Source organism: Paraburkholderia unamae, assembly GCF_003096875.1.
Classification (GTDB): Bacteria; Pseudomonadota; Gammaproteobacteria; order Burkholderiales; family Burkholderiaceae; genus Paraburkholderia; species Paraburkholderia unamae.
Map to the genome: position 1 here is coordinate 524832 of NZ_QEOB01000002.1, position 23515 is coordinate 548346.

General features: G+C 66.0%; 19 protein-coding genes. 13 read left to right on the plus strand and 6 right to left on the minus strand.

What is annotated here, in order from left to right; translation table 11 throughout:
- The 4 genes from C7402_RS06305 to C7402_RS06315 all read left to right on the plus strand — a co-directional run bounded on the left by C7402_RS06305 (position 1) and on the right by C7402_RS06315 (position 4343).
- Positions 1 to 2658: a hybrid sensor histidine kinase/response regulator gene (locus tag C7402_RS06305; protein WP_116609998.1), complete on the plus strand. Its 2658-nt coding sequence runs from the start codon at positions 1 to 3 to the stop codon at positions 2656 to 2658.
- 5 nt (positions 2659 to 2663) lie between these two features.
- On the plus strand, positions 2664 to 3839 hold the full coding sequence (locus C7402_RS06310) for a hybrid sensor histidine kinase/response regulator (protein WP_116609999.1): 1176 nt from the start codon (positions 2664 to 2666) through the stop codon (positions 3837 to 3839).
- A gap of 146 nt (positions 3840 to 3985) precedes the next feature.
- Entirely contained in the window at positions 3986 to 4153 is a 168-nt protein-coding gene (locus C7402_RS46800; protein ID WP_208948902.1) for a hypothetical protein, read from the plus strand.
- A 10-nt stretch (positions 4154 to 4163) separates the two neighbouring features.
- Positions 4164 to 4343 carry a hypothetical protein gene (locus C7402_RS06315; RefSeq protein ID WP_112169202.1) on the plus strand — a complete coding sequence of 60 codons (180 nt, stop codon included), beginning with the start codon at positions 4164 to 4166 and terminating at the stop codon, positions 4341 to 4343.
- A gap of 56 nt (positions 4344 to 4399) precedes the next feature.
- Here the strand turns inward: C7402_RS06315 and C7402_RS06320 are convergent, their stop codons facing one another.
- Positions 4400 to 5026, minus strand: a complete 627-nt coding sequence (locus tag C7402_RS06320) for a LysE family translocator (RefSeq protein WP_244314753.1) — start codon at positions 5024 to 5026, stop codon at positions 4400 to 4402.
- 119 nt (positions 5027 to 5145) lie between these two features.
- Between C7402_RS06320 and C7402_RS06325 the strand changes: the two genes are divergently transcribed.
- The 6 genes from C7402_RS06325 to C7402_RS06350 all read left to right on the plus strand — a co-directional run bounded on the left by C7402_RS06325 (position 5146) and on the right by C7402_RS06350 (position 10893).
- Positions 5146 to 5598, plus strand: coding sequence for an Lrp/AsnC family transcriptional regulator (locus C7402_RS06325; protein WP_112169198.1), 453 nt, complete (start codon positions 5146 to 5148; stop codon positions 5596 to 5598).
- 188 nt (positions 5599 to 5786) lie between these two features.
- The gene (locus tag C7402_RS06330; protein ID WP_112169188.1) at positions 5787 to 6647 is read left to right on the plus strand and encodes a MurR/RpiR family transcriptional regulator; all 861 of its coding nucleotides are present in this window, start codon (positions 5787 to 5789) and stop codon (positions 6645 to 6647) included.
- Positions 6648 to 6856: 209 nt separating this feature from the next.
- The gene (locus C7402_RS06335) at positions 6857 to 7921 is read left to right on the plus strand and encodes a C45 family autoproteolytic acyltransferase/hydrolase (RefSeq protein ID WP_116610000.1); all 1065 of its coding nucleotides are present in this window, start codon (positions 6857 to 6859) and stop codon (positions 7919 to 7921) included.
- Positions 7922 to 7949: 28 nt separating this feature from the next.
- Complete coding sequence (locus C7402_RS06340) at positions 7950 to 9326, plus strand: aspartate aminotransferase family protein (protein ID WP_116610001.1); 1377 nt, start codon at positions 7950 to 7952, stop codon at positions 9324 to 9326.
- Positions 9327 to 9426: 100 nt separating this feature from the next.
- On the plus strand, positions 9427 to 9993 hold the full coding sequence (locus C7402_RS06345) for a carboxymuconolactone decarboxylase family protein (protein WP_112169182.1): 567 nt from the start codon (positions 9427 to 9429) through the stop codon (positions 9991 to 9993).
- A gap of 612 nt (positions 9994 to 10605) precedes the next feature.
- On the plus strand, positions 10606 to 10893 hold the full coding sequence (locus C7402_RS06350) for a YodC family protein (RefSeq protein WP_112169764.1): 288 nt from the start codon (positions 10606 to 10608) through the stop codon (positions 10891 to 10893).
- 57 nt (positions 10894 to 10950) lie between these two features.
- On the opposite strand, the gene C7402_RS06355 is transcribed toward C7402_RS06350, so the two are convergent.
- Together C7402_RS06355 and C7402_RS06360 are read right to left on the minus strand one after the other, a co-directional pair.
- Positions 10951 to 11583, minus strand: a complete 633-nt coding sequence (locus tag C7402_RS06355; RefSeq protein ID WP_116610002.1) for a LysE family translocator — start codon at positions 11581 to 11583, stop codon at positions 10951 to 10953.
- A gap of 181 nt (positions 11584 to 11764) precedes the next feature.
- Positions 11765 to 12076 (minus strand): superinfection immunity protein, encoded by a 312-nt coding sequence (locus tag C7402_RS06360; RefSeq protein WP_112169178.1) that lies wholly within the window; start codon positions 12074 to 12076, stop codon positions 11765 to 11767.
- A gap of 167 nt (positions 12077 to 12243) precedes the next feature.
- Between C7402_RS06360 and C7402_RS06365 the strand changes: the two genes are divergently transcribed.
- Positions 12244 to 13704, plus strand: coding sequence for a M20 family metallopeptidase (locus C7402_RS06365; RefSeq protein WP_116610003.1), 1461 nt, complete (start codon positions 12244 to 12246; stop codon positions 13702 to 13704).
- Between the two features lie 68 nt (positions 13705 to 13772).
- Here the strand turns inward: C7402_RS06365 and C7402_RS06370 are convergent, their stop codons facing one another.
- A complete protein-coding gene (locus C7402_RS06370; protein ID WP_112169174.1) occupies positions 13773 to 14258 on the minus strand; it encodes a Cd(II)/Pb(II)-responsive transcriptional regulator in 486 nt (161 codons plus the stop codon).
- An 82-nt stretch (positions 14259 to 14340) separates the two neighbouring features.
- On the opposite strand from C7402_RS06370, the gene C7402_RS06375 reads away from it, so the two are divergent.
- Positions 14341 to 16929, plus strand: a complete 2589-nt coding sequence (locus C7402_RS06375) for a heavy metal translocating P-type ATPase (RefSeq protein WP_116610004.1) — start codon at positions 14341 to 14343, stop codon at positions 16927 to 16929.
- A gap of 61 nt (positions 16930 to 16990) precedes the next feature.
- Here C7402_RS06375 and C7402_RS06380 read toward each other — a convergent pair whose 3' ends face one another.
- Positions 16991 to 21520 carry a DEAD/DEAH box helicase gene (locus C7402_RS06380; protein ID WP_116610005.1) on the minus strand — a complete coding sequence of 1510 codons (4530 nt, stop codon included), beginning with the start codon at positions 21518 to 21520 and terminating at the stop codon, positions 16991 to 16993.
- A 260-nt stretch (positions 21521 to 21780) separates the two neighbouring features.
- Between C7402_RS06380 and C7402_RS06385 the strand changes: the two genes are divergently transcribed.
- Positions 21781 to 22833 (plus strand): aldo/keto reductase, encoded by a 1053-nt coding sequence (locus C7402_RS06385; RefSeq protein WP_112169168.1) that lies wholly within the window; start codon positions 21781 to 21783, stop codon positions 22831 to 22833.
- Positions 22834 to 22850: 17 nt separating this feature from the next.
- On the opposite strand, the gene C7402_RS06390 is transcribed toward C7402_RS06385, so the two are convergent.
- Positions 22851 to 23210: a BON domain-containing protein gene (locus C7402_RS06390; RefSeq protein WP_116610006.1), complete on the minus strand. Its 360-nt coding sequence runs from the start codon at positions 23208 to 23210 to the stop codon at positions 22851 to 22853.
- Positions 23211 to 23515 lie beyond the last annotated feature (305 nt).

Sequence of the window (23515 nt, forward strand, 5' to 3'; positions counted from 1 at the left end):
ATGTCATCAGCGCGCATACTGATTGTTGAAGACGACCGGGTCGTCGCTCGTGACATTGCCCAGCAAATGAGTCGATGTGGGCACGTTGTCATAGGCAGTGTTACGACCGGCGAGGAAGCGATCACCCTCGCGGCCAGGGAAAGGCCTGATCTCGTCTTGATGGATGTGCGCCTGGAGGGCGAACTCGACGGTATTGACACGGCGCGGCATTTGCACGAATCGCTGAATTTGCCCGTCGTGTTTCTAACGGCCTATGCGGACGAGGAAACGGTACAGCGAGCCACGGTGACGGAACCGTTCGGCTACGTATTGAAGCCCTTCGACGACCTGCAATTGCGAACCGTCGTCGAGATGGCGCTATACAAGCACGACGCAGAACGCCGCTTGCGCGAAAGCGAACAGCGTTACGCGGTGACGCTGGATAGCATCGGTGACGGTGTCATCGCGACGGACTTCAAGGGCGAAATCACGCTGATGAACCCCGTTGCCGAATCGTTGACAGAATGGTCGCGCAGCGACGCGGCAGGCAAGCCGCTCGAAGCGGTTCTCAGGCTATTCGACGAGGATGCGGCCGCGCCACTGGGCTTTGACGTTGCCGCCGTCTTGCGTGAAGGCGGTGTCATCAAGTTTCCTCCGCGCACGGCACTCGTAGGCCGAGCCGGGCGTATGGTGCCGGTTGAGAATCGCGGAACGCCGATCGTCAACGACGCTGGCGAGGTCATCGGCATGGTATTCGTGATTCGCGACGCTACCGAGTCGCGGCGCGCGGCACAAGCCGAAATCCTGCGAGAGACAAATGAGCGGCTGGGTGGCGCGATGCGCGGCTCGAACGTCGGCGTGTGGGCGATTGATCTTTCGGGCGACGACGGGCGCGAACTGTCGCTGAAGTGCTGGAACATCCTGGCGTGGCTGGGATACACCGAAGGGCCGGTTGCGCCTGGTCTGGATCGCGCCATGGAGGGCGTGCATCCGGAAGACAGAGAGCGACTTCGCGCTGCGCTTTGGCAGTGTACGAGCGAACCGGCCGTTTGCGCGCCCTTTGGCATTGAACACCGCGTGCGGCACCGCGACGGAACCTATCGATGGGTCTTGACCCGTGGCGCGTCGAAGCAGATTGCCAATGGGCGGTTGGCGCGCGTCTGCGGCACCATGGTCGACATTACTGACCTGAAGTTCGCGGAAGTTGCACTGCGGGCCAGCGAGGAGCGTTTCCGGGGCACCTTTGAAAACGCGGCGGTCGGCATTACCCACTGCGACAGACATGGCCGGTTTCTCATCGTCAACCAGCGCTATTGCGACATCGTTGGCTACAGTCGTGATGAACTGCTCTCGATGACATTCATGGATGTCACGGAGAAAAGCAGTGTTTCGGGGAGCGTTGCGCAGTTCAAGAAATTGCTCGATAACGCGTTTTCCCACTACACGGAGGAGAAAATCCTCGTACGCAAGGATGGGTCGCGCGTGTGGGTCAATGTTTGCGTCTCCATGCAGCGTGACGCGAACCAGCAGGTGCAGCACTCAATCGCCATTCTCCAGGATATTTCCGAGCGCAAGGCGCTAGAGGAAACGGTGCTCATCGCGCGCGACGAGGCGGAATCCGCGAACAGGGCGAAGGACCAGTTTTTGGCCAATATCAGCCACGAACTCCGCACGCCGCTGAATTGCATTCTCGGTTATGCCCAACTTCTTCGGCGTGACGACGACCTGACCATTCGTCAGAAGTCGCAAGTCTCGCTGATTGAGCAAAGCGGTTCGCATCTGCTTACCTTGATTAACGATTTGCTGGATTTCGCGCGCATCGGCGCCGGTCGATTTGACCTCGAACCCAACGACGTATTGCTTGCCCCCTTCCTCGAAATGCTGACGGACATGGTGAGCGTGCGGGCCCGCGAAAAAGGACTCGCGCTGCATTGTGCCGTTGCGTCGGATCTTCCGGCGGTCGTTCGCATTGACGAGAAGCGATTGCGACAGGTGCTGCTCAATCTGCTGTCCAATGCCGTGAAGTTTACCGACGCCGGAGAAGTGAAATTCTCGGTCGAGATGCGTGAAGGCAATGTGTTGAGATTTGAAGTCGCCGATACTGGGCTTGGCATCAAGCCTGACCATCTTGAGCGCATCTTCCAGCCATTTGAACAGGCGGGCGACAGCGAGCGGCGAAGCGCGGGTATAGGCCTGGGGCTCTCGATCAGCCAGCACCTGGCTTGCCTCATGGGTAGCGCGATTCGTGCCGAAAGCGAATATGCGCGAGGAAGCCGGTTCTGGTTTGATTTGCTGGTTGAGCAGCCGCTCCGGGAGCCGTCAGCCAGGGATGACGCCGGTCATTGGCGAGTTTCGCGCGAAGAGGGTCTCGCCCTTGTCCGTTGTGACGGCGTGTATGCCGTTGGGGCACATGATTCCGCTTGCCCGCTCCGGGTCGGCTCAAGCCCTTCCCATGCGGAAGCGTTAGTGCCGTTCGTCCTGCCGCCACGGGCGAGCATGGAGGTGCTGCACAACCTCGCGCTGAGAGGGTCGATGCGGGAGGTCATCCGGCATACGGAATCCCTGCGCGCAAGCGACGCCCGCTATGAGGATCTGGCGGACACGGTATGCCGCCTGGCGGAAAACTTTGAGTCTCGAGAACTGCTGTCGCTCATCGAGAAACATTTGAACGGATGTTAGTGCATATGTCGGATGAGTTTGAACGCAATCCGCCCGTCGTTCTGGTGGTCGACGATACGGCGCCCAACCTGGGCCTCGTAGTCGACTTCCTTGAGGGCAGTGGCCTGCAAGTTTCGATTGCCCGGGATGGCGAAGAAGCCTTGAACCGTGCGGCGCTCGTCCGTCCGGACCTGATACTGCTCGACGTGATGATGCCGGGCATGGACGGGTTCGAGGTTTGCCGCCGTTTGAAGGCGCGGCCCGAAACGTCGGACATTCCGGTGATTTTCATGACCTCGCTGTCGCGTACCGAGGACAAGACCGTGGGCTTCCAGGTCGGCGCGGTCGACTATGTCACCAAGCCGTTGCAGATGGAGGAACTCGTCGCCCGCGTGCGAACGCACGTTAAATTGCGACGACTACAAAAAGCGCTCCAGGAACGCAATGCGCGTTTGCACGAGGAAGTGGAGCGGCGGCAGGAAGCCCAGGAGGCGCTGGTCGAAATGATAAACAGCGTTCGCAACACATCGAACGCCATTGCTCATGATCTGCGTACGCCCCTCACCGAACTCCGCACACGGATGGAGGTGATGGTTTTCGACCTGAAGAACAAGCTCGATCCGGATAACCTCGAACGACTGGAAAGCTCGCTTTCCGATATCGACCGGGTGATCGGCATCTTCAATGCGCTGCTGAGGCTCGCTGAAATCGATGCAGGGGTGCGAAGGTCAGGCTTTGTCGCCAGCAATGTGGCGGAAATCGCGGCGGAGGCCGTGGAGTTCTATCAACCGCTGGCAGACCTTAGATCGATCGTTCTCTCGCAAACTTGTCCGCTCGAACTCGAAGCCGTTGTGGACCCGCTTCTGATTGCGCAAGCCATCGGAAACTTGATCGATAACGGGCTGAAGTACGCAAATTCGCGTGTGCATGTGTCGGTGAACGAGCGCGAGGGACTGATCGAAATCGAGGTCGCTGACGACGGGCCGGGCGTGCCCGTGGCCGAAAAGGCGAAAGTCACCGAGCGCTTCTATCGCGGCGATGCGAGCAGGGGGACGCCTGGTGTAGGCCTGGGGCTCTCGCTCGTAAAGGGTGTAGCCACCTTGCATCGGGGCACGCTCACCCTGGCGGACAACAATCCGGGGCTCTCGGTGAAATTGACGGTCTCTCGTCGATTCGATGGCCGCCTGCGTGGCGCTCATTGAGGCACTCCCGCGGTCCGCAACAAAGCTTTCGTTCTGGTTGCGCTGCTTAAGCTGGATTTAAGCGACGCTACGTACGCTTCGAATCAATCCTTCAGAGGACAAACACGGCAGGCATTCCCAGACGGAAAGAGGTTGAGATGGTGTACTTGATTACCGACCTGAAAATGGTTGAAAGCTACGGCCGCATCAAGGCTGATAGCGGCAAGGATGCGCTGGAAGCGTTTGCGGTAAGCAACGGCTTCCTCGACCTGATGGAGTTTGCCTGCGCGCGGCCCACGTTCGCCAATGACTTGATCGCGGTACAAATGCAGTAAGGAGACGGACGTGGCCATGACTTTGGGAGAAGCTCTGGAACATGCAGAGCTGCTGGAAGCCTACGGCGTCATTTCCCGGACGGCGCAGGCGCTCATCTTGATGAGGCGCGAGTATCGCAACGTCGTCGGTGTTGAGCAGTACGAATTGATTTTCGCGGAGGCGGGTCTGGTGCATCCCGACCCGCAGTGACCCGGTTCACTTGTCTTGCCGCCGGGAAATGCAATGAATCAGCGTCCGCGAGTGGGCTATCGTGCGAAGGCGTAAACCTGTTCGGCAAACAGGAGGATGGCAACCAGAATCATGGCAACCCCCGAGAGCTGACTCACCCTGCGCGCCGCTTTGGGGCGGGTGCTCAGGACAATCTTCGAGCCCAGGCCGACGACCGAATAGACCGAGCCGACGTTGACCATGTGCACACAGCCCAGCGCCACGATCTGACCGGCGGCTGACCATCCGGCTTGAGATCTCACGAACTGTGGCAAGAGGGCGACGAACAGCAGGAGCGCCTTGGGGTTCAGCCCGCTGATTGCAAAGCCGCGCATCGACCAGCCCCACGGGCTTTTCTGCGCTTCATCCTGACCGGCGGAGAGTTCGGGCGGGCGCATGAGCGTCCTGATGCCCAGCCAGAGCAGATAGGCGCCACCGACGACCGTCAAAATCGTCAGCACGGACGGAACCCGCGTGACGAGTTTTCCAATGCCTGCCGCTACGACTATCGTGATCGCAAGGTAGCCGAGCAACATGCCGCCGACTGCGGGCGCGACCATGCGACCGCGCAGACCTGCCGAGATGGCGTAAGCCCAGTCCGCGCCTGGGACCATGACCAACGAGAACGAGACGACCCAAAACGCCGTCAACAAACTAGCTTCCACTGCGCCACTTCCGGTTATGCGGGCGTCCACGCCCAAGGCGAGAGATGTTACGGTTTTGGTCCCGGAAGGTGCTCCCTATTTCTTGCCTGTAGGGGCGGGTTAGCGCTAATATTTCGTGTATGGACGCATTTGATCGCAAGATTCTTGCTGAGATTCAGCAAGATGGACGACTTTCAATCACGGAGCTCAGCGAGCGCGTGGGTTTGAGCCTGTCTCCGTGCCAGCGACGGCTGCGGGCGCTCGAGAGTGCCCAGGTCATCAACGGCTACCGTGCCACCATCGACCCCGCGACCGTCGGTCTGAATTTTTCCGCAATCGTCTTCGTGACCTTGAGTGAAAGCAGTAGCGAAGGCATCCGGTCGTTTGAGGACGCGCTCGTCGGCATTCCGGAGATCACACGGGCCGAGCGCCTCTTCGGCGAGCCGGACTACATGCTGCATGTAGTCACGCGCGACCTGAAGGCGTTTCAGGCGCTTTACGACCGCCGCTTGACGGCGTTGCCTTCTGTGTTGAAGCTGACGTCGACGCTCGTGATGAAGAGCATTTTTCAGGACCGGCCGCTTCCGTTGTGAAAGCGGGAGGCCGCGCGGAAGCGGCGCGTGCTCGTGCGACGAATGTCGAACCTGACATCCACACAGAGCGAAGCCGCCGTCCTTGAGACAGGCCTGTCTGCGCCTCCACCCACCCGCATCTGTCCCGACTTGCAACATCCGGCAACACGAGTGATAACATTTGTTGTCACCCACTGCCCGAGCGAAGCATGCCAGACAGTTTCGACCAGCTCGCCGCGCTGATCCGCGCGCGTTTTTCCGATTTGAGCCCGCAGTTCCAGACGGGCGCTGCCTTCCTGCTCGATCATCCCGACGAAGTCGCCGTTTCGTCCATGCGCAAGGTGGCCGAGCGCGCCCGCGTGCAGCCCGCCTCGCTCGTGAGGCTCTCGCAGCAACTCGGCTTTCCCGGCTGGAACGAGTTGCGCGACCTGTTTGTCGCGCGCGTGCGCACCCGGCCGGAGCCGCTCTCCAGCCGCGCCCGCTCGCTCGTGGCGGGTAGCGCGAAAGACGGCCTCGCGCGCGATCTGCTCGCCGCGCAGCAGCACAACCTGGAGGCGAGCGCCGCCCACAATACGCGCTCGATGGTCGAGGCGGCGCGCGTGTTGCGCCGCGCGAAGCACGTGCACGTGGCCGGTTTCCGTTCGTGTTACGCGGTGGCGTTCGGTCTCGTGTATGGCTATCGCCTGTTCCGGCCTTCGGTGTCCTTGCTGGGCGGGGAGGCGGGGACGCTCGAAATGCAGTTGCTCGGCATCGAGCGCGACAGCGCAACGATTGTTGTCAGCTTCGCGCCGTACTCGGTCGAGGCAGTGCGTGTGGCCGAGGCCGCGCTGGCGAGAGGCAGCCGCTTGATCGCGATCACCGACAGCGCCGTCGCCCCGATCGCGCTGAACGCCGACAAGGCGCTGATCTTCACGCACGAAAGCCCCTCGTTTTTCCCCTCGCTCGTGGCCGCAACGGCGCTGGCGGAATCGCTCGTCGCGCATCTGCTCGCGCTCGAAGGGTCGGGCGCGATCGCTCAGCTCGAACAGGCCGAGCGCTCGCTCAACGCGCGCGGCGCTTATGTTCCCTGAGGTTCCCTGAGGGCGGGGCGCGCCGTTTCCCCTTCCGGTGCTTCCACGTTTCTACGCTGCCGGGCGCCGTTGCAAGACGGCACCCGGCTTCGCGTCGGCCGTTTCGATCATATTTGTTGCTGATATCGATTAAATTGACAACATATGTTGTTGAGGCGTATAAAGCCGAGCATAGGAACACGAATAGCTCGAACGAAGCGAGAAAATCGATGCAGGAACTCAAGACATTTCGCGTGGCCGGTTCGCCCGAGTCGATCGGGGTGCAGCTCGGCGCGCTCGTGAAGCCGGTTTTCGCTGACTACATGGCGCAAAGCGGCGCCTGGCAGGCGGTGAGCCGCTGGCGCGGCAGCGCGTTCGCCAGGCAGTTGCGCGCCGCCGCGGAGCAATACTTCCCCGCCCACGTCGCCGAAATCGACGCCATGGCGCAGGCGCTCGACTGGCCCGCCGACGACCTGTTCCTCTGGAACTGTCGCGGCGAGCTGATTCACAACGCGCCGGACGGTTGTACGACGCTCGCGGCGCGTACGCCGCAAGGCGGCCTGATCGCACACAACGAGGACGGCGACCCCTGGCTGCTCGGCCGATGCTGCGTGGTGGAGGTCGAACCGGAGGGAAAGCCCGGTTTCGTGAGCTTCTACTATCCGGGCTCGCTGCCGGGGCATACCTTCGCGGCCAATCGCGCCGGGCTCGCGCAGGCGATCAACAACGTGCGCATTCGCGAGCCCCGCGCGGGCGTGCCCCGCATGATCCTGTCGCGCGCCGTGCTCGATTGCGCGTCGCTCGACGAGGCGCTCGCCGTGCTGCGCGACACGCCGCGCGCGAGCGGCTTTCATCACACGATCGGGGGCACGGACGCGGCTGACGAGGTGCGCATCTTCAGCGTCGAGGCGACCGCGCAGCGCTGCTCGGCGATCGAGGTCACAGCGCCCTCGGGCCACGCGAATCACCTGATTCACGCGGGCTCGGAGGATGAGGCGCAAATCGTCACCGATTCGTCGCGCGACCGCCAGGCGCGGCTCGCCGAACTGCTGCCCGCGCTCGGCGCGCAACCCGACGGCGCGGCTTTCGTGCGGACGCTTCAGGACCGTGCGGGCCGCGGCCTGCCGATCTTCCGCGACGACCCACACGACCCTGACGACGAGAACACGCTCGCCACGGCCTGCATGCGCCTCGCGCCAGGCAGCGTCGCATTCGACGTCTGGCAGGGCGGCGCGCGGGTGCTCGGCCTGCTTGTCGACTCGAACACGCGGCGCGCGGATGGCGCGGCCCGCTAAACATTCACCGATTTCAGCGAGGAAACTCATGAGCAACGCGTCCCAGACTCCGGCGTCCCCAACCAAAGTGTTCCATCGGATGCCGAAGCAAACCTTGCCTGTCGCGGTGGCGGGTGAAGGCATCGAGATCATCGACTCCACCGGCAAGCGCTACCTCGACGCCAGCGGCGGCGCTGCCGTGTCGTGCCTCGGCCACAGCAACCAGCGTGTGATCGACGCAATCAAGCGCCAGGCGCAGCAACTCCCGTACGCGCACAGCTCGTTCTTCACGACCGAGGCGTCGGAGCAACTGGCCGATCATCTGATCGCCGCCGCGCCCAAGGGGCTCGACCACGTGTACTTCGTGTCGGGCGGCTCGGAGGCGATCGAGGCGGCGCTCAAGCTCGCGCGCCAGTATTTCGTGGAGAAGGGGGAACTGGCGCGCCGCCACTTCATCGCGCGCCGCCAGAGCTACCACGGCAACACGCTCGGCGCGCTCGCGATTGGCGGCAACGCCTGGCGCCGCGAGCCGTTCCTGCCCATCCTGATCGAGTCGCATCACGTGAGCGCGTGCTACGCGTACCGCGAGCGTCACGAGGGCGAAACCGACGAGGCCTACGCACAGCGTCTCGCCGACGAACTCGAACAGAAGATCCTCGAACTCGGCCCCGACACGGTTGCGGCCTTCGTCGCGGAAACCGTGGTGGGCGCAACGGCCGGCGCGGTGCCGCCCGTGCGCGAATACTTCCGCAAGATCCGCGCGGTGTGCGACCGCTACGGCGTGTTGCTGATCCTCGACGAGATCATGTCGGGCATGGGGCGCACCGGCTATCTCTTCGCCTGCGAGGAGGACGGGGTATCGCCCGATCTGCTCACGATCGCGAAGGGTCTGGGCGCGGGCTACCAGCCGATCGGCGCGACGCTCGTGAGCCAGCGCATCTACGAGACGATCGTGGGCGGCAGCGGCTACTTCCAGCACGGCCACACCTATATCGGGCACGCCACGGCGTGCGCGGCGGCGCTCGAAGTGCAGCGCGTGATTGCCGAAGAGAAACTGCTCGACAACGTGCTCGCGCGTGGCGAGCAACTGCGCGCGAGCCTGCGCGAGCGCTATGCGGCGCATCCCTACGTGGGCGACGTGCGCGGCCGAGGCCTTTTCGTGGGTGTCGAGCTCGTGAAGGACCGCGCCACGAAAGCGAGTTTCGACCCGGTGCTCAAGCTCCACGCGGCGATCAAGCGCGAGGCGTTCGCGCGCGGCCTGATGGTCTACCCGATGGGCGGCACCGTGGACGGCAAAAACGGCGATCATGTGCTGCTCGCGCCGCCGTTCATCTGCACGGCGCAGAACATCGAGACCATCGTCGAGCGGCTTGCCGCAGCGATCGACGGTGCGCTCGACGCGACGGGTGTGGCGCGCCCGGCATGAGCTTTGGCGCGTGAGATTGATGTGCAACTAACTGTCCGCCGCGCTCGCCGACCGCAACCGGTCGCGGGCGACCGGCCATGATCACCAACGGAGTCCATCGATGACACAAAACGCGACCTCGCGGCTTCCCGCCTTCGACGCAGCAGAGGCGTCGCCCGAGCAGAAGGCCGTGCTGGACGAAATCCTTTCCGGTCCGCGCGGCAACCTCAACGGGCCGTTCCTGGGCTGGATCCACAGCCCGGAGCTGGCGCAACACGCGCAGCGCCTCGGCGCGTTCTGCCGCTATCAGACCGGCCTGTCGCTGCGTCTCTCCGAACTCGCGATTCTTGTCACGGCCGCGCGCTGGCAGGCCCAGGCCGAGTGGTACATCCACTATCCCATCGCGCTGAAGGCGGGCGTGCCCGAGGCGCTGGCGGAGCAGATCCGCACCGGTGCGACCCCGCATTTCGACGAACCTGACGACGCGCTGATCTACGCGTTCACGACCGAGCTATACGACGCGAAGCGCGTGTCCGACGCCACCTACGCGCGCGCCATCGAACGTTTCGGTCACGAAACCACGATCAACCTGGTCGGGCTGCTGGGTTATTACGCGCTCGTCGCGATGACGCTGAACGTCTTCGGCATGCGCGCGCAGGGCCAGACGACGCTGCCGTTCGCCGAATAAGCGCTGCACGGCGCGCCTCGCTCGCGACGCCCCACCTGGTTTTGCCGGGTGGGGCTTTTTTTTGCGCTGCAAATATCATTAACGTGACAACCATATTTCATGCGAGCTGCTTTTGAAATCGTTCGGTTAATCGGCTGATGTCGAACGCTCGCGCCCTGACTCCCCATTAGTCAAAAAAATAAAACGAACGGGCGGTTTATCGCAGCGGGAAACGTTTTCACCCAGACTGCATCGGCTTCGGATTTTTGAACCATGCGGTTAATGTGCCAGCGCACCGATGGATTTAGCGAAAAAAGCGGTGTGGCATTTTGTCAGGATGGTTCAAATAATAAGACTGTTTGGCTGGAAGCCCGTCCGGTAGCTTTTGCTGCGCATGCACGGCGCCGACCGCAATTTATGCGTGAGGGCATTCCGCAATGGCTGCGAGCGCGATTCAATAACAGGGTTTTCCACATGGTTTATGGAAATTGCTTGCGTGCTTTAAATCGGGTTGTTAATCTTGCGAAACTTATTAATCACCGCCGCATTCCCATTATCGAAAGGGCGGCCTGGAAGCGGGGCGCAATGCCCGCTCAGGTTTTTCTCTGTGTGTCTTTTTATCCGGGGAACCTCATGCTTGATACGACCATCGACGTTGCCGAAACGCAGCGCGCCATCATGGCCGGAATTGGCGACGTCGTCACCCTGAAGTCCGGCGGCCCGCGCATGACCGTCATGTACGCCGGTCCGGTAGGTTTCGCGAGCGGCCACTGGCTCATTTGCCAGTGGTTCGACGAGCAAGGCGAACTGCGTCAGGACATGTTCGCGCAGGACATGGTGAAACTCGAGCCCCGCTCGATTTCGGCAGCGTCCGTCAAGATGCGCAGTGTTGCCGCCGAGCGTGCAGCCAGCGGCTTTTGAGTTCTCAGCCAGATTGGCGGCCGGGCCATTGACTGTAACGACCCGGCACGCTGCTCGTTAGCGCTGCCCCTCGGCCGCGATGCGCACGGCGAGGCCTGCCAGCACCGTACCCATCAGCCAGCGCTGAAGCGTGAGCCACGCGGGGCGCCCGGCGAGAAAACCCGCGATCGTGCCAGCGGTCATCGCCACGGCGGCGTTCACGGTAATCGAAAGCGCGATCTGGATGCTGCCCAGCACCATCGATTGCGTCAGCACGCTGCCCTGATGCGGATCGATGAACTGCGGCAGCAGCGACAAATACAGAATGGCGATTTTCGGGTTCAGCAGGTTCGTGACGAAACCCATCAGAAAAAGCTTGCGCGGCCGGTCGACCGGCAGTTCGCGAACCTGAAAGGGCGAGCGGCCGCCGGGCTTGAGCGCCTGCCAGGCGAGCCAGAACAAATAGAGTGCGCCGCCCAGGCGCAGCGCGTCATAGGCGAACGGCACGGCCATGAGCAAGGCGGTAATGCCGAATGCCGCGCTCAGCATATAGAACACGAATCCGAGCGCGACTCCGCCAAGCGAGATCAGTCCCGCTTTGCGACCCTGGCAAATCGAGCGCGAGATCAGGTAGACCATGTTGGGTCCGGGCGTGAGCGCCATGCCGAGTGCGACGGCGGCAAAGGCGAGCAGCGGGGCGGCGTGCGGCATGACGAGGCTCCGTTCAGGAAAAGCGTGGTGCTTGCGTGAGTGCTGGGCGCGCGGCCGTGAGCATCGCGGCGCGTGGCCAGAGCGGCTGAATTCCTGCTGATTATTTCATGCGCGGGCAGTGCGTGCGCACTCCCGCTTGCGGCGTTGGCCACAAGGATAAGGCGCTACGGCCTGGATGCGGCTAGCGCTCGCGCTCCGCAGTGCGCGTTGCGCGTGCCTGGACGCGATCATCCAGACGACGCGAAAACAGCAGCATGCCGAGCCTGCGGCTACGGTCCCTGGTCTGGCCCCCTAGATCCTTCGGCGGATTCGGCTGAAGCGACCAGACGAGCGCCAGCAGCCAGCCCAGCACGGTCCAGCCGAGCACGGCGTTGAAGAGCGCGAGGATCAGCAGGTCGTGACGGCCGCGCCGGTCGGCGATCAACGCGGGGAGAAAATAGAGCGCGACCACCGCTGCGAGAACCAGCATCTCGAAGACGGAACGGCTCACCATGATCGAATCTCCAGAAAAATGAAATATGCCAGATGTCCAATTGTCGCGCGGATCGGCGCAGCGCGCACGCCGCGCCTTGTCCGGACGGCCAACGCGGGGCGCGAGGGGTGTCGGCGCGCAGGGGTTCGGGTCTATCATCAGGGTTTTCATCGCATGGAACCGACACCATGATCTCCGACCCGTCCGAGGCCACCCGCCAACTCGATCACGACGAACTGCGCGCCTTCGTCGAACGTAAATGGCATGACGAGATCGTGCCCGCGTTGACCGACTACATCGCCGTGCCGGCCAAGAGTCCGGCGTTCGATCCGCAGTGGGCGCAGCATGGCTATCTGGAGCGCGTCGTCCAGGAGGCGGCGAAATGGGCCGAGCAGCAGCCGGTGCGCGGCCTGAAGCTGGAGATCGTGCGTCTGCCCAACCGCACGCCGGTGATTTTCTTCGAGGTGCCCGCCACGCGCTCGGGCAGCACCGAAACGGTCGTGCTCTACGGTCACCTCGACAAGCAGCCGGAGTTCGCGGGCTGGCGCAACGATCTCGGCCCCTGGACCCCCAAGCTCGAAGACGGCCGCCTGTACGGCCGAGGCGGCGCCGACGACGGCTATGCGATCTACGCGAGCATCACCGCATTGGCCGCGCTCGATGCACAAGGCGTCGAGCGGCCGCGCTGCGTGGGACTCATCGAAACCTGCGAGGAATCGGGCAGCTACGACCTGCTGCCCTATGTCGATGCGCTGCGCGAGCGTCTTGGCAACGTGGGTCTCGTTGTTTGTCTCGATTCGGGCGCGGGCAATTACGACCAGCTTTGGCTCACCACCTCGCTGCGCGGGCTCGTGGCGGGCGATCTCGAAGTCGAGGTGCTGGAGGAGGGCATTCACTCGGGCTCGTACGGCGGCATCGCGCCATCGAGCTTCCGCGTGATGCGCCAGCTTTTCGAGCGGCTGGAAGACGCTGCGAGCGGCACGCTGCTGCCCAAGGGCTTTCATTGTGCGGTCCCGTCGCAGCGCCTGAGCGAAGTGGAGGCCACGGCGAAAATTCTTGGCGAGAGCGTCTGGAAGACCATGCCTTGGGCGTGCGGCCAGGACGGTCGGCGCGTGCTGCCCACCACGACCGATCCGCAACAGGCGCTGCTCGATTCGACGTGGCGGCCCTCGCTTTCGGTCACCGGCGCGGCGGGCCTTCCCGCGCTTGCCGACGCGGGCAACGTGCTGCGCCCGCGCACCGCGTTCAAGCTGTCACTGCGTCTGCCGCCGCTCGTCGAGGCGTCGAAGGCCGTGGCGGATCTGAAGGCGTTGCTCGAACTCGATCCGCCCTACAACGCAAAGGTCACGTTCAAGCCCGACGCGGGCGCGGCCAATGGCTGGAACGCGCCCGAACTGGCCCCATGGCTTACCGACGCGCTCAACGCGGCCTCGCGCACGCATTTCGGCGCGGACTGCGCCTATCTCGGGCACGGCGGCACGATTCCGCTCATGAACGTGCTGCAAGCGGGCTTTCCCAAGTCGCAGTTCATGGTGTGCGGCGTGCTTGGGCCGAAGTCGAACGCGCACGGCCCAAACGAGTTCCTGCACGTGCCCTACGCGAAGAAGCTCACGGCCACGGTGGCCGAGGTGATTGCCGCCGCGCCTTGATGCGTGGCGCAGGCGTTCACGCGGGCGAGTGCGCTCGTCCGCGTGAAATGTGCCGCCTCTGGCGGCGTCTAGTGGTGGTGTGCCGAGGGCGCCGCTTCCGGCTCCGGCAATTCCCCGGCGGCATTTCCCTCGCCGTGGCATGAACAGCGCTCGTCGTCGATGGGCTGTTCCAGGCTCTTCATGATCCCGCATTCGGCGCTGCTGCTTTGATGGGCGTGGCAGCTCTCGCGCAGCGTGCGCAACTGTTGTTCGAGCACGCGCATCGATTCGATCTGCTGATGAATGCGTGCGATCTGATCGTCGATCAATTCGTTGACTTCGTCGCAGGGCTGGCTGGGGTCGGCCTGGAAGCGACGCAGCATGCGGATATCCGCGAGCCCGATGCCTAGCGAGCGGCAATGGCGGATGAAGTTGAGCTGCGTGGCGTGCACGGCCGTATAGCTGCGGTATCCGTTGGTCTCTCGCGCGGGCTCGTCCAGCAGCCCTTCGCGCTCGTAAAAACGCACGGTTTCGACATCGCAGTGTGCAAGACGCGCCAGTTCGCCGATACGCATAGTCACGGCCCTCCCAAATGACTTGACCCTGTAGTGGCTACAGGCTGTTCAATGATTGTGTCACTTTTGGGAGAGATCGGCGATGAACCAGGGCTTCTTGTCGCGGCTGGACGGTGCGCAGCGTTTGCGAGCGCGTGAGCAGGAATCGGCGGCGGGCGGCGCCTGCTCTGGCACGTGCAGCCACGACCACGACCACGACCAGGCGCACGATCACGGGCACGACCAGACGCACGACCACGGGCAGCACGATCACGCCGCCTGCGGCGCCAGCGGGCACGCGCACGCCACGCAAGCGCGGCCCGAAACGGCAATCACCGGCCACGAGGGCAAGAAGCATCACGAGGACCACGAGCACCACGACCATGGCGGGGCCTGCTGTCACGGCGAGGCCCACGCCGGCGCGCCGGTGCAAAGCCCGCGCCGCGCGGCGAGTGCGCCCGAAGGCACGCGCCGCGCGCGCTGGCGCATCGACAACATGGATTGCCCGACCGAGGAGCGCCTGATCCGCAACCGGCTCGAACCGATGGCAGGTGTGGTGCGACTCGACTTCGACCTGCTCGCGCGCGAGCTGACCGTACATCACCGGCTGGATGACACGCAGCCCGTCGTCAAGGCGCTGCGGGCGCTGAACATGGCGCCGCGCGCGCTGGACGACGCAGCCTCCGCGCAGGCCACGCCGCCCGCCACACCGGGACTCGCGGTGCGCCAGAAGCTCTTGCTCGCCGTGAGCGGCTTCGCGGCCGCGGGCGCCGAAATCCTCGCGTGGACCACGGGCCACGAAACCGGCCTGCCGGTGCTGATCTGCGCGGTCGTCTCGCTGCTGTGCGCGGGCTTGCCCACGCTGCGCAAGGGTTGGATCGCGCTCAGCAATTTCACGATCAATATCTATTTCCTGATGTCGCTCGCGTTGGTGGGCGCGGTGGTCATCGGCAAATGGCCCGAAGCCGCGATGGTGGTCTTCCTGTTCGCGCTCGCGGAGGAAATCGAGGCGCTCTCGCTCGAACGCGCGCGTCAGGCCATTTGCTCGCTTACCGCGCTCGCGCCCGAGACCGCCGAGGTCTGGGAGGGCGGCGAGGGCGAATCGGCGCAGGGCCAGTGGCGTGAATGCGCGGTGGACGCGGTGGCCATCGGCAGCCGCATCCGCGTGCGTACCGGCCAGCGCGTGCCGCTCGACGCGAACGTGATTGTGGGGCGCGCTGCGCTCGACCAGGCGCCGATCACGGGCGAAAGCCTGCCAGTCGACAAGGAAGCAGGCGCCGCGCTTTACGCGGGCAGTATCGTCGTCGATGGCGTGGTCGAGGCGGTCGTCACCGCAGCGGCGCAGGACAGCACGCTCGCGCGTATCGCCGCGGCGGTGCAGGAGGCGCAGGCGCAACGCGCGCCCACGCAGCGCTTCGTCGACCAGTTCGCGCGCTACTACACGCCCGCTGTGGTCGCACTCGCCCTGGGCGTCGCGCTGATCGGGCCGCTTGCGCTCGGCGGCGCATGGAGCGCCTGGCTCTACAAGGCGCTCGTGCTGCTCGTGATTGCCTGCCCGTGCGCGCTCGTTGTCTCCACACCGGTGACGGTCGTGAGCGGTCTCGCCGCCGCCGCGCGCCACGGCATGCTCGTAAAGGGCGGTGTGTGGCTCGAACGCGGCCGCCTGCTCAAGGTCGTCGCGCTGGACAAGACCGGCACGCTCACGCGTGGCGAACCGGTGCTGACCGACGCGCTCGCGGCGCCGGTGCTCGCACGCGCCTCGGCACAGGCAGCAGGCTTCGCGTCCGAAGACGTCCCCGCACTATCACCCGACGACGCGTTGCGCATCGCCGCGAGTCTCGACGATGCAAGCACGCACCCGGTTGCGCGCGCCATCGTCGCGGGCTGGCGGGCGCGTCAACCCGAGGCGCGACTGCTCGGCGTCGAGGCGTTCGCGGTGCTCAACGGGCGCGGCGTGCAGGGACGCATCGACGGCACGCTCTGGAGCCTCGGCAACCATCGGCTGGTGGAGGAACTCGGCCTGTGCTCGCCGGAGCTGGAAGCGCAACTGGCGAGTCTGGAGGGTGTCGGCAAGACGGCGATCGTGCTGTGCTCGCCGCAAGCGGCGGTGGCCGTGTTCGCCGTGGCCGACGCGTTGCGCACCGAAAGTGCGCCTGCGGTGCGCGCGCTGCGCTCGCTCGGCGTCACGCCCGTCATGCTGACCGGCGACAACGCATCGACGGCGCGCGCGATTGCGGATCAACTCGGCATCGACGACGCGCGCGGCAATCTGCTGCCGCAGGACAAGCAGGACGCGATCGCCGCGCTCTCGCAGCAGTACGGCATGGCCGCGATGGTCGGCGACGGGGTGAACGACGCGCCCGCGCTCGCGCGCGCCGACATCGGCTTCGCGATGGGGGCGGCGGGCACGGCCACCGCGCTCGAAACCGCCGACGTCGCGATCATGGACGACGATCCGCGCAAGATCGCCGCGTTCATCGGGCTCTCGCGCAAGACGGCGGCCGTGCTCAAGCAGAACATCACGCTCGCGCTCGGCATCAAGGCCGTGTTCCTCGTGCTCGCGATGGCGGGCGAGGCGACGCTCTGGATGGCCGTGTTCGCGGACGTGGGCGCGAGCTTGCTCGTCGTGGCGAACGGCCTGCGCGTGCGCCGGCACTTCGGCGCCGCGCGCAACACGTTCAAACAGGGCTGACGGCTGCGCGTCACAGTATCGCAACTAACAGCCAGGCCCGCCAACGCAAGACGAGCGCGCCTCACCAAGGCTTGGCGAGGCGCGTGCGCAGTTCGGCGCGCGTGCTTTCGTCGAACTCGCTGAGAAACGCAAAGCGGCCGGCAATCAGCGTCGCGACAGGGACGCCGTCGCGAAATACGATGCGGTTGCCGGCGAGCGCCGGCACCTTGTCGCCGGGCAGCAGCGTGCCGACGAGATTGAGGGGATCGGCGGCCGGCACGCAAACGAGCGCGCCGCCTTCGCCTTCCGTCGGCCCACGACGCCGCACTTCGCGCAGCAGCGCCACGGCCTCCGGCAGCGCGAACTGCTCGCCCGAAATCCCCGTCACGAAGCGGCCTCCGCGTACTTCGCCACGCGCCTCCATGCGATGCAGCACGCGCAGCAGGTCGCGCCAGGGAGGCAACCACGGCGCTTCGCGCGCGAGCAGATGCCAACCGATCACGCCATAGCGGCGCAGCATGACATTGGCCACGTGCTCCAGCAGGTCAGGATCGGCGGGCGGGCGGCGCGTGATGGCGGTTTGTTTCGTGCGCGCCTGCGCTTGAGCGAGCGCTGGCGGGCGTGGTGGTGTTTCGGCGAGCGCCGTATCGTCGGCAACGGCTGGCGGATCGGCCAGCTCGACGCGCCGCAGCGTCGCCCACCGTCCCGCGTCGGCCATGCCGCCCGCGAGCGGTGCGAAGCCGCGCGGTCTGCGCCGGCCGTGGTGCGCGCTGCGCTGCGCCGCCGGTTTCACGAGCGCCCGCAGCCCGGCGAAGCTGTCCGCATTTACGAGTCCAGCCGCCACCAGTTCGCCGAGGGCGTTTTCGAGTTCGACGCCGAGCAGATGCGCGTCGGCGGCCAGTTCGTCGAAGAACATCGCGCCATGCCGCAGCAGCGCGTCGTACACGCGCCGTGCGCGCGCCGAAAGCCCGGAGGTGTCGGGCGCGTCGACCAGCGCCATCCAGCGCGGGAGTTCGCGCCGCGAGAGCAGCACGACCGGCGTGCTGCGCACCGTCGAGGCGGCCGCCGCGCGCGCGGGCAGCCGCGCCCACGCGAGACGCCCCGAGCGGCATAGCTCGTCGAGCAGCATCGGCGTGTAGTCGTCGATGCGCGCGGGCAGGATCTCGTCCTCCCAGGCCAGCGCCGAGGCTTCCCAGCCTTCGAGCTGATCGAGCACGGCGGCAAGGGCGTCGCGGCCCGAGCCACGCGTGCCGGGCGCTACGCGTTGCCACTCGAAGAGGAAGCGCATGAAGTCGTGGCGCTCCACGGGCTCGATCTCGCGCCGTAGCTTGCGCACCGTGTAGCGGTGAATGCGCGCGAGCAGATGGCGTTCGCACCACTCCTCGTCACCGCCGCCTGGCGCTTGCGGCGTGAAGCGCCCGCGCATGACGGTGCCTTCGGCTTCGAGGCGCGTGAGCGCGAGCGCCGCCACGCTCGCCTCCAGCGCAAGCGGCCGCGCCACCTGGGCGAGCGTGAGCGGCCCGAAGCCCGAAAGGCGCGCACGCACGATCTCGACGAGCGCCGCGTCTTCGGTCCAGGCGTCCGCATAGTCGGGCGGCGGCGTGAGCGGCGGCTCGCACCGCGCCTGCGGATAAATGGCCCGCACGCACGCGAGCCGCTCGATGCTCACCCACAGGGCGTCGTGTTCCGCGATCGGCAGCCGCGCCGCGCGGCCCGCCGCCGCCAGTCCGGCGAGCCACGCCGGCCATTGCGGCTCGCGCCCGGCCTCGCTTTCGGCGATCGCGCCGAGGCTCGTGAGGGCGTCGTGCATTTCGTCGGCGTCGCGCGCCTGCGGCCAGGCTTCCTCGCGCACGCTCGCAATCGCTTCGGGGTCCAGCGCGCCGAGATCGTCGGTGGATTCGGGGTCGCTCCAGCGGCGCGACAGCACGGCTTGGGTGCGGCGCTCCTCGATCGGGGCGTCGTCGAGAAACGCGTAGGGCCGCGCCGTGAGGATCTCGGCCGCGAGCGGCGAGGCCGTGGGCAACTCGCGCACCACGAGCCGCACCTCGCGCGCCTCGATACGGCGCAGGAGCGCGATCCATGCTTCGGTATCCATAGCGTCGTGCAGACAGTCGTCGAGCGTCTGGTCGACGAGTGGATGGCGCGGCACTTCGCGCTCGCCCGCAATGTTCTCGACGCACGCCACCTGGTCGGGGAACACGGCCGCGAGCAGGTCCTCGCTGCGCATGCGCTGGATTTGCGGCGGCGTCTTGCGTCCGCCGGTGTGGCGCGGCAGCGCGAGCGCCGTGGTGGCGTTCCAGCGCCAGCGCACGCCGAAAAGCGGGGCGTCGAGCAAGGCCTGCACCAGCAGATGTTCGGCGCTGTTCGAATGCAGATAGCGCCACACTTCGTCCAGCGCGAAGCTATGCGCGCCCGTCAGCGAAAGGATGATGGCGTCCTCGGTCGCGGCCGCCTGCAACTCGAAGTTGAACTGGCGGCAAAACCGTTTGCGCAGCGCGAGCCCCCACGCGCGGTTCACGCGGCTGCCGAACGGCGCGTGGATCACCAGTTGCGTGCCGCCCGCTTCGTCGAAGAAGCGCTCCATCACGAGCGTGTCCTGCGTCGGCAGCACGGTGAGCGCGGCGCGCGCTCGGGCGAGATATTCGACGATCTGGCGCGCGGCCGCATCGTCGATGTCGAGCGAGGCGGCAAGCGAGTGCGTGGCGCCATCGACGAGTGCGGGCGACGGGGCGTCTTCCACGGGGCTCGCGCTCGCCTCGATCAGCGCGCCCTCCACCTGCTTGCGCAGCCGCGAAATCGCGAACGAAAGCTCATCGCTGCGCCCCGGCGCTTCGCCGAGCCAGAACGGGATATTGGGCGGCTGACCCTGCGCGTCCTCCACGCGCACGCGGCCCGCTTCGATGCGCAGGATCCGGTACGAAGCGTTGCCGAGCTGGAACACGTCGCCGGCCAGGCTTTCGACGGCGAAGTCCTCGTTCACGGTGCCGATCTGCACGCCTTGCGGCTCCAGCAGCACCGAGTAGTCGGCATTGTCGGGAATCGTGCCGCCCGAGGTGAGGGCGACGAGCCGCGCACCGCGCCGCGCGCGCAACGTGTGGCTCACCACATCGCGATGCAGATAGGCCGCGCGCGGCCCGTGACGGCTCGTGTAGCCTTCGGCGAGCATGCGCAGCACGGCGTCGAATTGCGCACGTTCGAGCGTCGCCCACGGCATGGCGCGCCGCGCGAGCGCATAGAGCGCGTCTTCTTCCCACGCTTCGCAGGCCACCTCGGCGACGATCTGCTGCGCGAGCACGTCGAGCGGCGCATGCGGCGGCGCGAGGCGATCCAGTTCGCCGCGCCGCACGCTGTCGAGCAGCGCCGCGCATTCGATCAGGTCGTCGCGCGAAGTGGGAAAAAGCCGGCCCTTGGGCACGCCGCCCACCTGGTGCCCCGAACGCCCCACGCGTTGCAGGAAGGCGGCGATCGAGCGCGGCGAGCCGATCTGGCATACGAGATCGACGTCGCCGATGTCGATGCCCAGTTCGAGCGACGCCGTCGCCACCAGCACGCGCAGTTCGCCGCGCTTCAGGCGCTGCTCGGCGAGAAAGCGATGCTCGCGCGCGAGGCTGCCGTGGTGCGCGGCCACGGCTTCGGCGCCGAGCCGGTCGGTGAGATGGCGCGCCACGCGCTCGGCCATGCGGCGCGTGTTGACGAACACGAGCGTCGTGCGATGCAGGGCGACGAGTTCGGCCATGCGGTCGTACACGCGCTCCCACACATCGTTGGCCATCACGGCTTCGAGCGGCACGGGCGGCATGTCGATGGCGAGGTCGCGCGTGCGCGTGTGGCCCACGTCGACGATCTCGCAGGCGGGCGCCTTCGCGGTCGGCGTTAGCGCCGCGTCACCCATGCCCACCAGAAAGCGCGCGACGGTCTCGATCGGCTTTTGCGTGGCCGAAAGACCGATGCGCAGGAGGCGGGCGCCGCACAGCGCGTCGAGCCGCTCCAGGCTCAGCGCGAGATGGCAGCCGCGCTTGTTGCCCGCGAGCGCGTGAATCTCGTCGACGATCACGCTGCGCGTGCTCGCCAGCATGCGGCGGCCCGATTCGGAGCCGAGCAGCACATAGAGCGATTCGGGCGTCGTCACGAGAATGTGCGGCGCGCGTTTTCTGAGCGCGGCGCGCTCGGGTTGCGGCGTGTCGCCGGTGCGCACCGCCGTGCGGATTTCAACGGGCGGCAACCCGAGCCGCGCGAGTTCCGCGCCGATTCCTTCGAGCGGCCGTTCGAGATTCAGCCGGATGTCGTTGGAAAGGGCCTTGAGCGGCGAGACGTAGACGACGAGCGTCGCGTCGGGCAGCGCGCCGCCGTTTGCGAGGCCATCGCGCACCAGCTCGTCGAGCGCGGCGAGAAAGGCCGTGAGCGTCTTGCCCGAGCCCGTGGGCGCGGCCACGAGCGTCGCGCGCCGGCTGGCGATGAGCGGCCATGCGGCGCGCTGCGCGGCCGTGGGCGCGTCGAAGGTGCGGCGAAACCAGCCCGCGACGGCCCGGTGAAAGCGCGCGAGCACGTCGCCGTCGTCATGGGCAGCGGGCGCTGGCGCTTGCGGATCGGTAACGGGCGTGGACATGGTCATCCGGGTGGAAGGCGGCAAGCCGGGGCGTTGCGAGACGCTCGCACACCCGGCGCGGGCCGTGCGGCGCGGGGGGCATGTACGCCTGCCAGTCTGGCAGCTTTCGTGCGCGCGTGCCAGGCGTGGGCGTTGCAACGTGCATGGCTACGATGTCCGGTCGCCCGGCGCGGTTTTCAAGGCGCGGCGGCTGTCCGGCAGGCGCCGCGCGAACGCAGTATCCTCGCCGCGTTGGACTTTCCCTCGACCCACGACGGAGTCACACCATGCGTTACAACCCACTGGGCCGCACCGGCCTGTTCGTTTCGGAACTTTGCCTCGGCACGATGACGTTCGGCGGCGGCGCCGGCATCTGGAGCCAGATCGGCGACCTCCAGCAGGCCGACGCCGAGCGCCTGGTCGGCCGCGCGCTCGACGCGGGCATCAATTTCATCGACACGGCCGATGTCTACTCGCAAGGCGTTTCCGAGCAGATCACCGGCCAGGCGCTCAAGAATCTCAAGGTCCCGCGCGAGCAGGTGGTGATCGCGACCAAGGTGTTCGGCGAAATGGGCACCTCACCCAACGAGCGCGGCGCCACGCGCTATCACATCATGGACGGCGTGAAAGCGAGCCTGAAGCGTCTGCAACTCGATCACATCGACCTGTACCAGATTCATGCGTTCGATCCCGCCACGCCGATCGAGGAAACCGTACGCGCGCTCGATACGCTCGTGCGCCAGGGGCACGTGCGCTATGCGGGTGTCTCGAACTGGGCCGCGTGGCAGATCGTCAAGGCGCTCGGCATTGCGCAGCGCGAAGGGCTTGCGCGCTTCGAGTCGCTCCAGGCTTATTACACGATCGCCGGGCGCGATCTGGAGCGCGAACTCGCGCCCATGCTGGAGAGCGAAGGGCTCGGGCTGATGGTCTGGAGTCCGCTTGCGGGCGGCTTGTTGAGCGGCAAATACGGACGCGAGCAGCAAGGCGAGGCGGGCAGCCGCCGCACGACTTTCGATTTCCCGCCCGTGAATCGCGAGCGCGCGTGGGATTGCGTGGACGCCATGCGGCAGATCGCGCAGAACAAGGGCGTGTCCGTCGCGCAGATCGCGCTGTCCTGGTTGCTGCATCAGCGCGTGGTCACCTCGGTGATCGTCGGCGCGAAGCGCACCGACCAGCTCGACGACAACATCGCCGCGACGAAGGTAAAGCTCAGCGTCGAGGAACTCGGCGTGCTCGACGACGTGAGCGGCTTGCCCGCGGAGTATCCGGGCTGGATGCTGGCGCGCCAGGGCGAAGCCCGGCGCGCGCAGCTCAGGCAATCACAGCGCGACGAGGATTGAGGCGGGCGGGGCGCGCATCAGCTCGCCGCCGAGACCTTCAGGTGGTTCTTCACCGAGGACACGCCCGAGACGCCCTCCACGACCTGTTTGGCGTTGTCGCGGTCCTCGGCGCTCGGCACCGTGCCCGTGAGGGAGACCACGCCCTTGCGGGTCTTCACGTGGATGTGCTCGGACTTGACGTTCTTCGCGCCGAGCAACTCGGCCTTGACCTTGGTGGTGATGGTTGCGTCGTCAACGTGCTGGCCCACGGATTCCGAGCTGCCCGAAGGCGCCGCGCTGTTCGTCGCGCCGTTCGTCGTGGTCTGCGCACCGGCGACGAGTGCGAAGGTCATGCAGGCGGCGCCCGCCGCGGTCTTGAGGATGTGGATGCGCTTCATGGCGACTCCCTTTCTGGTTGTGGTCGGCCCCTTCTTCCGCAAGGTGCGTGCCGCGGCATGCCCGCGGCGGCCTTCGCTAGCGTTGCGGCTTCCCGCGCGGCCCGCTGAAAGCCGGCCGGCAGGCGCGGACGCTGCCCACAATGCGGGATCGCAGGCAGGGTGCGGGGCCGCCGTTCGCCACGCCGGGACGTGACACAATTTTTCCGCACGTTTGTAAAAAGCGCCCGTTCGGGGTCGGAAAAGACACCCGCCTGGCATGCGTTGCAAATGCCGATCCCGTTTCAAAACAGGGTGTTGGAAAAACT

Excerpts from the sequence above, each read along its gene's own strand:
- C7402_RS06305 (WP_116609998.1), top strand. The coding sequence starts at position 1 with ATGTCATCAGCGCGCATACTGATTGTTGAAGACGACCGGGTCGTCGCT.
- C7402_RS06310 (WP_116609999.1), top strand. The coding sequence starts at position 2,664 with ATGTCGGATGAGTTTGAACGCAATCCGCCCGTCGTTCTGGTGGTCGAC.
- C7402_RS06325 (WP_112169198.1), top strand. The coding sequence starts at position 5,146 with ATGGACGCATTTGATCGCAAGATTCTTGCTGAGATTCAGCAAGATGGA.
- C7402_RS06330 (WP_112169188.1), top strand. The coding sequence starts at position 5,787 with ATGCCAGACAGTTTCGACCAGCTCGCCGCGCTGATCCGCGCGCGTTTT.
- C7402_RS06335 (WP_116610000.1), top strand. The coding sequence starts at position 6,857 with ATGCAGGAACTCAAGACATTTCGCGTGGCCGGTTCGCCCGAGTCGATC.
- C7402_RS06340 (WP_116610001.1), top strand. The coding sequence starts at position 7,950 with ATGAGCAACGCGTCCCAGACTCCGGCGTCCCCAACCAAAGTGTTCCAT.
- C7402_RS06345 (WP_112169182.1), top strand. The coding sequence starts at position 9,427 with ATGACACAAAACGCGACCTCGCGGCTTCCCGCCTTCGACGCAGCAGAG.
- C7402_RS06350 (WP_112169764.1), top strand. The coding sequence starts at position 10,606 with ATGCTTGATACGACCATCGACGTTGCCGAAACGCAGCGCGCCATCATG.
- C7402_RS06355 (WP_116610002.1), bottom strand. The coding sequence starts at position 11,583 with ATGCCGCACGCCGCCCCGCTGCTCGCCTTTGCCGCCGTCGCACTCGGC.
- C7402_RS06360 (WP_112169178.1), bottom strand. The coding sequence starts at position 12,076 with ATGGTGAGCCGTTCCGTCTTCGAGATGCTGGTTCTCGCAGCGGTGGTC.
- C7402_RS06365 (WP_116610003.1), top strand. The coding sequence starts at position 12,244 with ATGATCTCCGACCCGTCCGAGGCCACCCGCCAACTCGATCACGACGAA.
- C7402_RS06370 (WP_112169174.1), bottom strand. The coding sequence starts at position 14,258 with ATGCGTATCGGCGAACTGGCGCGTCTTGCACACTGCGATGTCGAAACC.
- C7402_RS06375 (WP_116610004.1), top strand. The coding sequence starts at position 14,341 with ATGAACCAGGGCTTCTTGTCGCGGCTGGACGGTGCGCAGCGTTTGCGA.
- C7402_RS06380 (WP_116610005.1), bottom strand. The coding sequence starts at position 21,520 with ATGACCATGTCCACGCCCGTTACCGATCCGCAAGCGCCAGCGCCCGCT.
- C7402_RS06385 (WP_112169168.1), top strand. The coding sequence starts at position 21,781 with ATGCGTTACAACCCACTGGGCCGCACCGGCCTGTTCGTTTCGGAACTT.
- C7402_RS06390 (WP_116610006.1), bottom strand. The coding sequence starts at position 23,210 with ATGAAGCGCATCCACATCCTCAAGACCGCGGCGGGCGCCGCCTGCATG.